Annotated in this window: 10 protein-coding genes and 1 pseudogene; 8 read left to right on the forward strand and 3 right to left on the reverse strand. The window is 73.2% G+C overall.

Features of this window, described 5'->3' with window-relative positions:
- Nucleotides 1-79: 79 nt before the first annotated feature.
- Nucleotides 80-604, forward strand: a complete 525-nt coding sequence (locus tag QHG49_RS11410) for a hypothetical protein (protein WP_145485713.1) — start codon at nucleotides 80-82, stop codon at nucleotides 602-604.
- Here QHG49_RS11410 and QHG49_RS11415 read toward each other — a convergent pair.
- The 3 genes from QHG49_RS11415 to QHG49_RS11425 are packed head-to-tail and all read right to left on the reverse strand — an operon-like array spanning nucleotide 559 to nucleotide 4,932.
- Complete coding sequence (locus QHG49_RS11415; protein WP_301492754.1) at nucleotides 559-1,101, reverse strand: GNAT family N-acetyltransferase; 543 nt, start codon at nucleotides 1,099-1,101, stop codon at nucleotides 559-561. The two genes, QHG49_RS11410 and QHG49_RS11415, sit on opposite strands and share 46 nt — an antisense overlap.
- 49 nt (nucleotides 1,102-1,150) lie before the next feature.
- Nucleotides 1,151-2,959: an ABC transporter ATP-binding protein gene (locus QHG49_RS11420; protein WP_159705147.1), complete on the reverse strand. Its 1,809-nt coding sequence runs from the start codon at nucleotides 2,957-2,959 to the stop codon at nucleotides 1,151-1,153.
- Entirely contained in the window at nucleotides 2,956-4,932 is a 1,977-nt protein-coding gene (locus QHG49_RS11425) for an ABC transporter ATP-binding protein (RefSeq protein ID WP_301489236.1), read from the reverse strand. Before QHG49_RS11425 ends, QHG49_RS11420 begins: the two co-directional genes overlap by 4 nt.
- A 232-nt stretch (nucleotides 4,933-5,164) precedes the next feature.
- On the opposite strand from QHG49_RS11425, the gene QHG49_RS11430 reads away from it, so the two are divergent.
- From QHG49_RS11430 to QHG49_RS11460, 7 genes and pseudogenes are all read left to right on the forward strand, one after another.
- Nucleotides 5,165-6,073, forward strand: coding sequence for an ABC transporter ATP-binding protein (locus QHG49_RS11430; protein WP_167532246.1), 909 nt, complete (start codon nucleotides 5,165-5,167; stop codon nucleotides 6,071-6,073).
- Nucleotides 6,070-6,804, forward strand: a complete 735-nt coding sequence (locus QHG49_RS11435) for an ABC transporter permease (protein WP_301489239.1) — start codon at nucleotides 6,070-6,072, stop codon at nucleotides 6,802-6,804. Before QHG49_RS11430 ends, QHG49_RS11435 begins: the two co-directional genes overlap by 4 nt.
- Before the next feature lie 25 nt (nucleotides 6,805-6,829).
- Complete coding sequence (locus tag QHG49_RS11440; RefSeq protein WP_301489241.1) at nucleotides 6,830-8,080, forward strand: sensor histidine kinase; 1,251 nt, start codon at nucleotides 6,830-6,832, stop codon at nucleotides 8,078-8,080.
- Nucleotides 8,070-8,723 carry a response regulator transcription factor gene (locus QHG49_RS11445; protein ID WP_301489243.1) on the forward strand — a complete coding sequence of 218 codons (654 nt, stop codon included), beginning with the start codon at nucleotides 8,070-8,072 and terminating at the stop codon, nucleotides 8,721-8,723. Before QHG49_RS11440 ends, QHG49_RS11445 begins: the two co-directional genes overlap by 11 nt.
- 676 nt (nucleotides 8,724-9,399) lie before the next feature.
- Nucleotides 9,400-9,687 (forward strand): annotated as a pseudogene (locus QHG49_RS11450) (ABC transporter ATP-binding protein); the annotation flags it as partial.
- A 306-nt stretch (nucleotides 9,688-9,993) separates the two neighbouring features.
- The gene (locus QHG49_RS11455) at nucleotides 9,994-11,649 is read left to right on the forward strand and encodes a M4 family metallopeptidase (RefSeq protein ID WP_301489245.1); all 1,656 of its coding nucleotides are present in this window, start codon (nucleotides 9,994-9,996) and stop codon (nucleotides 11,647-11,649) included.
- Between the two features lie 89 nt (nucleotides 11,650-11,738).
- The gene (locus QHG49_RS11460) at nucleotides 11,739-12,260 is read left to right on the forward strand and encodes a DUF1990 domain-containing protein (protein ID WP_159705132.1); all 522 of its coding nucleotides are present in this window, start codon (nucleotides 11,739-11,741) and stop codon (nucleotides 12,258-12,260) included.
- Nucleotides 12,261-12,280: the final 20 nt, after the last annotated feature.

Raw genomic sequence — 12,280 nt, forward strand, 5'->3', positions numbered from 1 at the left:
CCGCGCGCCCCGGCGGTCCGCCGGGGTCACTCCGACGGTGTACAACTATGCCTCGAACTCAACGAGGCAAGGACGAGGCGTGCGTCAGGCAGCAACCGACGAGATCATCTGCGTCACCGATTGGACCCCTTCCGCACCGGGTCAGTTGACGACCCTGGCCGTGAGCGGGGAGCGGGCCGAGGCGGCGGAGCGGGTGGCGTCCGCCGCGCTGGGCGGGACGGCCGGGCTCACCTCCTGGCTGGAGCTGCCGGCGGACACCCGGCGACGGCTGGTGGGGGCGTGCCGGTCCGTGCCGACGCTGGGCATGCACTGCGTACGGGGCGAGGAGCGGACCGGCAGCGCCCCGGACGGCTTCCGGCAGGCCGCGGCCGACGACACCGCGGAGCAGTTCCTGTCCCGTCTGCCCGGCCGCACGGCGGACGACCGGCCCCGCTTCGTGACGGACTCCTCCTTCCCGGGCCTGCGCGAACTGGCCCGGCTGACCGCCCTGGTCTGCCGGGAGACGTACGACCGGACGGACGTGCCGGAGGACGAGGATCTGCTGGAGATCTACGAGACCTACTCGGTGGGTTCCCTCTCGGCGGGCGCGGCCGCCGGCCGCTGAGCCGCCACCGGGACCGGTCGGACGGGCCGGGCGCTCCAGCGGACCTCGCCGTCGGTGATCCGGTCCGTCGGACGCAGCCCGAGCGCCCGCGCGATGCCCGCCGACGCCTCGTGCCCGGGGTGGATGTGCGCGACGAGCCGGTCCACCCCGTGGGCGCCCGGCCAGCCGGTCATGGCCCGCGCGCCCTCCCGCCCGTAGCCCGCGCCCTGGTGGCCGGTGCCGATCACCCAGGCCAGTTCGGCCTCGGTTTCGCCCCCGGCCGGACGGGAGAGGGTGGCCTGCACGGTGCCGACGGGCCGGCCGTCCGTACGCCGGCGCAGCATCCGGTTCAGCCCAGCCGGGCCGTCCCGGGAGTGCCCGGCGGACCGGCGCCGGTACCGGGCCGCCGGCTCGGCCGGGGTCGCGGGCGCGCCGCCGGTCCAGGTGTGCGGCCGTACGTCGTGGAGAACCGCGACGGCCTCCGCCGCGTGCGCGACCCGCAGGGGTTCGAGGCGCAGGCGGGGCGTGTCGAGGGGGTGGCGCTCGGCCGGATCACGGGTGTTCCTCTCAGGCCAGGCTGTCCTGCCACGCCTTGTGGAGGTCGGCGAAGCGGCCCGTGCCGGCGATGAGTTCGGCGGGCCGGCCGTCCTCGACGACGCGGCCGTCGGCCATCACCAGGACGCGGTCGGCGATCTCGACGGTGGACAGGCGGTGGGCGATGACCACGGCGGTGCGGCCGCGCAGGACGGTGGACATGGCGCGCTGGACGGCCCGTTCGCCGGGGATGTCCAGCGAGCTGGTGGCCTCGTCCAGGATGAGGACGGCCGGGTCGGCGAGCAACGCGCGGGCGAAGGCGACCAGTTGGCGCTGGCCCGCGGAGATACGGCCGCCGCGCTTGCGGACGTCGGTGTCGTAGCCGTCGGGCAGGGTGCTGATGAACTCGTGCGCGCCGATCACCTTCGCGGCCCGCTCGATCTCCGCCCTGGAGGCGTCCGGGCGGCCGATCGCGATGTTGTCCGCGACGGTCCCGGAGAACAGGAACGCCTCCTGGGTCACCATCACCACCCCGCGCCGCAGTTCGGCCGTGGGCAGGTCGCGCAGGTCCACCCCGTCGAGCAGCACCCGCCCCTCGGTGGGGTCGTAGAAGCGGGCGAGCAGCTTGGCCAGGGTGGACTTGCCCGCGCCGGTGGAGCCCACCACGGCCACCGTCTGCCCGGCCGCGAGGGTCAGATCGAAGCGGGGCAGCACCTCGCCGCCGGTGCGGTAGGCGAAGCCGACCTTGTCGAACCTCACCTCGCGGCCCGGGAACCCGCTCCGGGACGGCGGCAGTTCGCCCGGCACGACCGGCTCGGGCACGGACGGCGTCCGGGCGAGCAGACCGGCGATCTTCTCCAGGGACGCGGCGGCCGACTGGTAGGAGTTCAGGAACATCCCGAGCCGGTCGATCGGGTCGTACAGGCGGCGCAGATACAGCACCGCCGCCGCCAGCACACCCAGTTCCAGCGAGCCGTCCGCCACCCGGGAGGCGCCCCAGAGGACGATGCCCGCGACCGCCGTGTTGGCGACCAGCCGGGAGCCCACCACATAGCGGGCCATCTCAAGGAGCGAGTCCCCGTTCGTCCGTTCATGGGCGCGGTTCAGCTCGGCGAACGCGGCGTCGTTGGCCGCCTCCCGGCGGAAGGCGCGCACCGGGCGGATGCCGTTCATCGTCTCCACGAACTTCACGATCACCGCCGCGATCGCCGTGGACCGCGCCCGGAACACCCGTCCCGCGCGCCGCTGGTAGAGCCGGATCAGGCAGTACAGCGGAACGAAGGAGCCCACCGCGACCGCGCCGAGCCCGAGGTCGAGCCAGAGCAGCATGGCCGAGATGTAGACGAAGGACAGGACGACCGTGACCAGTTCCTGGAGCCCGTCCTCCATCAGCTCCCGCAGCGACTCCACGTCGGTGGTGGAGCGGGAGATCAGCCGACCGGAGGTGTAGCGCTCGTGGAAGTCGATGCTCAGCGCCTGCGCGTGCCGGAAGATCCGTCCGCGCAGATCGAGCAGCACGTCCTGGCTGACCCGCGCGGACTGCCGTACGAACGCCACCTGAAGCCCGCCGGAGAGCAGCGCGCACAGCAGATAGCCGGTGCCCACCGCGATCAGCGGCCCGTACCGGTGGTCCCGGAAGGCGGGTACGGCGCGGTCGATGGCGTACGCCACCAGCAGCGGGCCGACCTGGACGGCCGCCTGCTGGAGCAGGAGCAGGGCGGTGGTCAGGGCGACACGGGCCCGCATCGGCGCGAGCAGGGAGCGCAGCAGGGCGGCGGTGGCGCCGGGCGGGGAGGGCAGGAGGTCCTGGTCGAACGGGTTGTCGGGGCTGGTGGTGCTCAACGGGGGTCCTCCTCGCCGGACATGAGGTGCGCGTACTCGGCGTTGCCGCGCAGCAGTTCCTGGTGCGTGCCGACGGCCGCGATCCGGCCGCCGGAGAGCAGCGCCACCCGGTCGGCGAGCAGCACGGTGGAGGGGCGGTGCGCCACGATCAGCGCGGTGGTGTCCGCGAGCACCCGGCGCAGCGCGGCCTCCACGGCGGCCTCGGTGTGCACGTCCAGCGCGGACAGTGGATCGTCGAGGACCAGGAACGTGGGGCGGCCGACGACGGCCCGGGCCAGCGCGAGCCGCTGCCGCTGGCCGCCGGAGAGGCTGAGGCCCTGCTCGCCGACGCGGGTGGCGGTGCCCTCGGGGAGGGCGTGCGCGAACTCGGCCTGGGCGATGGCGAGGGCGCGGTCGAGGTCGTCCGCGCCGGTGCCGTCCGGGGCGCCCATGAGGACGTTCTCGCCGACGGTGGTGGAGAAGAGGGTGGGTTCCTCGAAGGCCACGGCGACCTTCGCGCGCAGTTCCTCGCGGGGCATGGCGGTGATGTCGACGCCGTTCAGGGTGATACGGCCCGAGGTGACCTCGTGGAGGCGGGGGACGAGGGCGGTGAGGGTGGTCTTGCCGCTGCCGGTGGCGCCGACGAGGGCCATGGATTCGCCGGGGCGGATGTGGAGGTCGACGCCGTGGAGGAGGGGCGGGGAGCCGGGGGGCGCGTCGGGGTAGCGGAACCGGACGTTCTCGAAGCGGAGTCCGGCGTCCTGGAACTCGGCGTCTTTGAGGAGGGCGTCCTTGAGGACGGCCGGCCCTCGCGCCACGGCCCGCTCCTCCGCCACGGCGCGTTCCCGCACCTCGACCGGCCTCCGTGCCACGGCGGGCTCGGGCGCCACGGTCGGCGCGGGCTCCACGACAGACGCGGGCGCCGGGTCGCGCGGACCGTCCTCGGCCGGTGCGGGCGCCGGTTCGCGCGAGCCGCCCGCCGGTTCCGGCTCGCCCTCCCCCTCCCGCGCCTCGTCCATCGCCTCGAAGTACCGCTCCGTGGCCGTGGCCGCCTCCTGGCTCATCGCCAGCAGGAACCCGATCGACTCCACGGGCCAGCGCAGCGCGAGCGCCGTACTGAGGAACGCCACCAGCGTCCCCGCCGAGAGGTCCCCGTCGGCGACCTGGACCACGCCCAGCACCAGCGCCGCCCCGATCGCGACCTCCGGCAGGGTGACGATGACGCCCCAGATCGTGGCCAGCAGCCGCGCCTTGTGCAGTTCGGTCCCGCGCAGGTCCGCGGAGAGGGCGTCGAACGCCCGCGCCTGGCTGCGGTGGCGGCCGAAGCCCTTGACGACGCGGATGCCGAGCACGCTCTCCTCGACCAGTGTGGTCAGGTCCCCCACCTGGTCCTGGGCCCGCCGCGCGACCCGCGCGTACCGCCCCTCGAAGACCACGCAGGTCCACAGCACCGGCACCGCCGGCACCAGCACGACGAGCCCGAGCAGCCAGTCCTGGGCCAGCATGATGGCCACGCCGACGAGGATGGTGACGCCGTTGACCAGCAGGAACGTCAGCGGGAAGGCGAGGAACATGCGCAGCAGCATCAGATCGGTGGTGCCCCGCGACAGCAGCTGACCCGATGCCCAGCGGTCGTGGAAGGCGACGGGCAGCCGTTGGAGATGCCGGTACAGATCGGCCCGCATCCCCGCCTCGACGCGCGACAGCGGCCGGGCCACGAGCCAGCGCCGGATGCCGAACAGCGCCGCCTCGGCGATCCCGAGCAGCAGCAGGTACAGCGCGCCGAGCCAGACCCCCGCCGGATCCCGGTCGGCCACCGGGCCGTCCACCATCCACTTCAGGACGAGCGGGATCACCAGGCCCGTACAGGAGGCGACGATCGCGACGAGGGCCGCGGTGAGCAGCCGCGCGCGCACCGGCCGCACATAGGGCCACAGCCGCGACAGGCTGCGTACGGCGGATCTGTCCTGGGTGGTTGCACGTGTCGTGGGCATCACAGGCGAGCGTACGGACCGGCACCGGCGCCGCCCACCGAGTTTCGACCGGACCCCCCTCCGCCGCTGGTCCTACGACCCCGGTCACGCGTCAAGTCGTACCCCCGGCCACACGTCGGGCCGTACCCCCGGTCACGCGTCGGGTCGTACCCCCGCATCAACCGATCGGCTGATGCGCCTTCGAGCGGGCCGGCCGATGTGCCGGACCCCGCCCGAACGGGATTCTCGACGCATGCCATCCGTCATCGAAGTCACCGATCTGCGCAAGTCGTACGGCGGCCGGCCCGTCGTGGACGGCGTCTCCTTCGCCGTCGAGGAGGGCGAGATCTTCGGGATCCTCGGCCCGAACGGCGCCGGCAAGACCACCACCGTCGAGTGCGTCGAGGGCCTGCGGGTCCCCGACGGCGGCCGGATCCGGGTCGCCGGGCTCGACCCGGTCGCCGACCACGCGGAGGTCGCCGGGATTCTCGGCGCCCAGCTGCAACAGAGCGAGATCCAGCCGAAGTTGACCGTACGGGAGGCGCTGGAACTGTACGCCGCCTTCTACCCCCGGCCCGCCGACTGGCGGCCGCTCGCCGAACGGCTGGGGCTCACCGACCGGCTCGGCACCCGGTTCGGGAAGCTGTCCGGCGGCCAGCAGCAGCGGCTGTTCATCGCGCTGGCGCTGATCGGCGGCCCCCGGATCGTGGTCCTGGACGAGCTGACCACCGGCCTCGACCCGCGGGCCCGCCGGGACACCTGGCAGCTGATCGAGGACGTCCGCGCGAGCGGGGTCACCGTGCTGCTCGTCACCCACTTCATGGAGGAGGCGCAGCGGCTGTGCGACCGGATCGCGGTGATCGACAAGGGGCGGGTGGCCGCCCTGGACACCCCGGCCGGGCTGATCCACCGCTCGGCCGGCGCGACCGTCATCAGCTTCACCCCGTCCGCGCCGCTGGACGAGCGTGAGCTGGCCGCGCTCCCCGCGCTCGCCTCGATCGAGCACCAGAACGGCCGGCTCACCCTGTCCGGCACCGACGAGACCGTCGACGCGGTCCTCACCCTGCTCGCCCGGCACCGCGTCACCGCCCATCAGCTCCGGGTGGTGGACGCCACCCTGGACGACGCGTTCCTCGACCTCACCAAGGAGGCCACGGCATGAACTCCGCCGTCCTGCGCACCGAGTTCCGGCTGTTCCGGCGCGAACCGGCCGCCGTCTTCTGGATGTTCCTGTTCCCGACGCTGCTGCTGGCGATTCTCGGCTCGATCCCCGCGTTCCGCCGGGCCGACGCGTCGATGGGCGGGCTGCGGCCGATCGACGCCTATGTGCCGGTGGCCGTGCTGATCTCGCTGCTGATGTGCGGGGCGCAGTCGCTGCCGCAGGTGCTCACCGGGTACCGGGAGCGGGGCATCCTGCGCCGGATGTCGGCCACCCCGGTGCGGCCGGTCGCGCTGCTGACCGCGCAGATGACGGTGCAGGGCGGGGTGGCGCTGGCCTCGGCGCTGCTCGCGCTGCTGGTCGGCCGGCTGGCGTTCGACGTACGGCTGCCCGAGCAGCCGGGCGGCTATCTGCTGGCGCTGCTGCTCGCGGCGGCGGCCTCGCTCGCCCTCGGCTCCGTCCTGTCGGCGCTGTCGCGGACCACGAAGATCGCGGGGGCGATCGGATCGGCGGTGTTCTTCCCGATGATGTTCTGCGCGGGGGTGTGGCTGCCGGTGCAGAACATGCCGCACACGCTGGCCCGGGTGGTGGGCTTCACCCCCTTCGGGGCGGCGGCCGAGGCCCTGAACCAGGCGGCCGGGGGCCACTGGCCCGGCTGGGAGCACCTGGGGGTGCTGGCGCTGTGGGCGGTGCTGCTCACGGCGGGCGCGGCGCGCTGGTTCCGCTGGGAGTGAGTGCGGCGTGCCGGACACTGGGTGCATGACGCACGCGACCGGACCCCAGCGCAGGGCCTCCTTCGACCGCTGGGGGCCCTACGCGCTGCTCGCCGTGGGCCTGGTGACGGCGGGCGCCTCGGCCCATGCGATCGGGATGTCGCGGGGCGGGACGGAGGCGGCCGGCGCGCTGGTGGTCGCCGCCCTGCTGCTCCAGCTGTCGTGGCGGCGGGTGACGTCGGACACACCGGGGCCGAACCGCGTCGCCGCGGTCCTCTACTTCGTGCGCTGGGCGATCGCGTTCGCGCTGACCTGGCTGAACCCGTTCTTCGGGATCTACGCGGCCGTCGGCTACTACAGCTCCAGCCTGCATCTGACGCGGCGGCTGATGCCGCTCGGGCTGTTCATGACCGCGGTGACCATGGCCGGCAGCGAGGTCGGCGGGATGCCGCCGCACGGGCCGCTGATGTGGGTGATCTTCGTGGCGGTCCTCTGCACCAACGTCGGTCTGGTCGGGCTGTTCTTCCGGTTCGCCGACCAGGAGCAGCGGCGCATCGAGGACCAGGCCGGCACCATCGACGAACTGGAGCGCACCAACGCGGCGTTGCAGCAGGCGCTGGACGAGAACGCGGCCCTGCACGCGCAGTTGCTGGTGCAGGCGCGGGAGGCGGGCGTCGCGGACGAGCGGCGCAGGCTCGCCGCGGAGATCCACGACACCATCGCACAGGGCCTGACCGGCATCATCGCCCAGCTCCAGGTGGTGGCCGGCGCGACCGACCTGGCCACCGCCCACACCCATCTGGAGCGCGCCTCCTCGCTCGCCCGGCACAGCCTCGGCGAGGCCCGCCGCTCCGTGCACAACCTCGCCCCCGTCGAACTGGCCGCCGCCGGGCTGCCGGAGGCGCTGAAGAAGCTGGTCGCCGACTGGGGCGAACGCACCGGCGCGCGGGCCGAGTTCACCGTCACCGGCACCGCCGAGTCGCTGCACGAGGAGGTCTCGGCGACGCTGCTGCGGATCGCCCAGGAGGCGCTGTCCAACGCGGCCCGGCACGCCCGCGCGAGGCGGCTCGGCGTCACGCTGACCTACCTGGGCGACGAGGTGATCCTGGACATCCGCGACGACGGCACCGGCTTCGACCCGGCCGCCGTCCCGGCCCGCACCCACGCGGGGGGCTTCGGCCTGGCGGGGATGCGGGCGCGCGCGGAGCGGATCGCGGGCAGCCTCGCCGTCGAGTCGGAACCGGGGCACGGCACCGCCGTGTCGGCTCGCGTACCGTTGGTCCGCGATGACCACTGACCCCCTCATCACGCTGCTGATCGTCGACGACCACCCGGTCGTCCGGGACGGTCTGCGCGGCATGTTCGAGTCCGCGTCCGGATCCGCGCCCGGCTTCCGGGTGCTCGGCGAGGCCGCGAGCGGTCCCGAGGCGGTCGCGCGGGCGGCCGAGCTGGACCCCGACGTGATCCTGATGGACCTGCGCATGCCCGGCGGTTCGGGCGTCGCCGCCATCCGCGAGCTGACCCGCCGGGGCGCCCGCGCCAAGGTCCTGGTCCTCACCACGTACGACACCGACTCCGACACCCTCCCCGCGATCGAGGCCGGTGCCACCGGCTACCTCCTCAAGGACGCCCCGCGCGACGAGCTGTTCACCGCCGTCCGCGCCGCGTCCGAGGGCCGTACCGTCCTCTCCCCCGCCGTCGCCTCCCGCCTCGTCCAGGCCGTCCGCACCCCCACCCCGGGCAACGAGCCCCTCTCCGCCCGCGAGCGCGAGGTCCTCGCCCTGGTGGCCAGGGGCACCTCCAACCGCGAGATCGCCCGCGAACTCTTCATCAGCGAGGCCACGGTGAAGACCCACCTCACCCACCTCTACACCAAGCTGGGCGCCAAGGACCGCGCGGCCGCGGTGGCGGCGGCGTACGACCGGGGGATCCTGGGCTGAGCCCCCGCCCACGCCCACATCCGCGCCCACCCCCACACCCGCGCCCTCGCCCTCGCCCGCCCGGCCGTTATCGATGGCTCCGTGCCCGGGACGTCGACACGGTCGGAGATTTCCGGTGGCGGCACGGCGGGTGAGGGCTCGATGGTCGACGCGTACGAGGATCCGGGGACACCGCGGACGCGGGGCGGCTGGTGGTACCTGTGGTGGGCGGTGGCCCGGCAGGGAGCGCGGCCGTGGGCGGCGGGCGGGCTGGGCACGGTGTGGATGGTGCTGCCGGCGGCGCTGCCGTACATGATGCAGCGGGCCGTGGACCAGGGGCTGCTGCCGGGACGCACCGGGGTACTGGCCGGCGTGGAGCGCGGCGATGTTCCTGGTGGGGGCGCTGACCGCCTGGCTGAGCAGTCCGCGGCACCGGACGATGACCCGGCTGCGCATGGACGCGAGTTTCCGCACGGGCAAGCCGGTCGTGGAGCAGGCGGTGCGGCTGGGGGCCGCTGTCGCGGCGGGCCGGGGCCGGGGGGTGGTGACGGTCGGGGTCGGCGATGTGGACGCCGTCTCGGACTCGCTCTCCATGGTCGGACCGGGCGTCGCCTCCATCGTGTCGTACGGGGTGATCGCCGGGCCGCTCGTCGCGGTCTCCGCGCCGCTCGCCCTGGTCGTCCTGCTCGTCCTGCCCGCCCGCGTCGTGCCGGCCGACCCGCACACCCTGATCCCGGGCGAGGCGACCGCCCTCCTCGATCCGACGACCGCCCGCCACACCGAACGCGCCCTCGCCGCCGTGCTGCGCGGCCGCGCCGTCATCGCCGTGGCCCACCGGCTGCGCACCGCCGACGACGCGGACCGCGTGGCGGTGATGGAGCACGGCCGGCCGGCCGAACCGGGCACCCATGACGAGCTGGTGGCGGCCGACGGCGCCTACGCGGCGCTGTGGCGGACCTGGCACGAGGACGCGGGGCGGCCGTGACCGATATCAAGCCACACACGGCACGCCCTCAAGAGACGAACGGAATACGGCGTTCCTGTAAACCGCCCGCCAAACCCCATGAAACGTAAGGTAGTTGGAGAGTGCACCTCACTCAGGTGTCACTTGTTCACACCACTGCAACATTTCCCCGTCCGTCACTTTCGAGCCAACATCACTTCAGGGTCATGACATGTACGCGCCCTGGGTGTCACTCTCTCTCCACGCCGCAAGCAGCACAGCAGCTTCACAGCGCACTACCCGGTCAGTAACCCCACGCTGGCCGGCCTCCCCCACGAAGGAGCTTGCGTGAGCCCCCTCTACGCGCGTCACAAGCGCACCACCCTGGCCATCTCCACCGCCGTCGCCGCCGGAGCGCTCATCTCCGCCGGTCTGGCCACCAGCGCCTCGGCCGCCCAGACCCCGGCCGCCGCCAAGCCGCTGGCCGCCGCGCCCGCCGCGCTGTCCGCCGCCGCCCACACCTCGCTGATCGAGCGGGCGCAGGCGGACGCCCCGGAGACCGCGCAGCAGATAGGTCTCGGCGCCAAGGAGAAGCTGGTCGTCAAGGACGTCGTGAAGGACGTCGACGGCACGGTCCACACCCGCTACGAGCGCACCTACGCGGGCCTGCCGGTCCTCGGTGGCGACCTGGTCGTCCACACCGCGAAGTCCGGCAGGACCGAGGGCGTCACCAAGGCGACCAAGGCCACCATCAAGGTCGCCTCGCTCACGCCCAAGCTCACCCCGGCCAAGGCCGAGAAGCAGGCCGTGTCCGCCGCCAAGAGCCTCGGCTCGGCCAAGTCCACCGCGGACGGCGCCCGCAAGGTGATCTGGGCCGGCTCCGGCACCCCGAAGCTCGCCTACGAGACGATCGTCGGCGGCCTCCAGGACGACGGCACCCCGAACCAGCTGCACGTCATCACCGACGCGGCCACGGGCAAGAAGCTCTTCGAGTACCAGGGCATCGAGAACGCGACCGGCACCGGCAAGACCCTGTACTCGGGCTCCGTGAGCCTGACCACCACCCAGTCGGGCTCGTCGTACCAGCTCACCGACGCCACCCGCGGCGGCCACAGCACCTACAACCTGGCGCACAAGACGTCGGGCAAGGGCACGCTGTTCACCGACGCGGACAACGTCTGGGGCACCGGCGCGGCCTCCAGCTCCACCACGGACCAGACGGCCGCCGCGGACGCCGCCTACGGCGCCCAGGAGACCTGGGACTTCTACAAGAGCACCTTCGGGCGCAGCGGCATCAAGAACAACGGTGTCGGCGCGTACTCCCGCGTGCACTACGGCAGCCAGTACGTGAACGCGTTCTGGGACGACAGCTGCTTCTGCATGACGTACGGCGACGGCGAGGGCAACAACCACCCGCTCACCGCGCTGGACGTGGCCGGCCACGAGATGAGCCACGGTGTCACCTCCAACACCGCGGGCCTCAACTACAGCGGCGAGTCCGGCGGTCTGAACGAGGCCACCTCGGACATCTTCGGCACCGGTGTGGAGTTCTTCGCGAACAACGCGTCCGACAAGGGCGACTACCTCATCGGCGAGAAGATCGACATCAACGGCGACGGCACCCCGCTGCGCTACATGGACAAGCCCAGCAAGGACGGCGGCTCGGCGGACTACTGGTCCTCCTCCGTCGGCAACCTGGACGTCCACTACTCGTCCGGCGTCGCCAACCACTTCTTCTACCTGCTGTCCGAGGGCAGCGGCGCGAAGACGATCAACGGGGTGTCGTACAACTCCCCGACGTCCAACGGCTCCACGGTCACCGGCATCGGCCGGGACAAGGCGCTCCAGATCTGGTACAAGGCGCTGACGACGTACTTCACGTCGACCACCAACTACAAGTCGGCCCGCACGGGCACGCTGTCCGCGGCGTCCGCCCTGTACGGCTCCTCCAGCGCCGAGTACAAGGCGGTGGCGGCGGCCTGGTCGGCGGTCAACGTCAACTGACCCCCGCGCGGCGGTGACGAGGGCAGGGTTGTGAAGAGGGCGGCACCCGGAGCGGATCTCCTCCGGGTGCCGCCCTACCCTTGTGCCCCATGTCCTCGGCACCCTTCACGTACGAACCGGTCGGAGCCACCCGCGACGACCTGTCCTTCTGCCCGCCCGGGTTCCGCCCGATGCTGGTGCGCACGCGTCTCGGCGAGGGCCAGCAGGTCTTCGGCCGGGCCGCCGAGGCGGTCCTCACCTGGGAGATGCACCGCGCGCTCGGCGTGGGCATAGACGCCGGCGCCGACCGCGCCGCCCCCGGCGTGGACGTCACGGTCACCCTCGCCGGCGTGGTCAGGGCGCCCTGCCGGATCATATGGACCGCCGAGGAACCCCGCCGCGCGGGCTGGGCCTACGGCACCCTGGAGAGCCACCCCGAATGCGGCGAGGAGGCCTTCCTGATCGACCGCACCGGCGACGGCACGGTCTGGCTCACCGTCGCCGCCTTCAGCAGACCGGCCAAGTGGTACGCGAAGGCGGGCGGCCCGGCGACCCGCGGCCTCCAGCACGCGTACGCGCGCCGCTGCGGGGCCGTCCTGAAGAGGATGTGCGCGGCGTACGACGCGGACTGAACCGGCGCCGGGCGCCGCCC

The organism is Streptomyces sp. WP-1 (genome assembly GCF_030450125.1).
Lineage (GTDB): Bacteria > Actinomycetota > Actinomycetes > Streptomycetales > Streptomycetaceae > Streptomyces > Streptomyces incarnatus.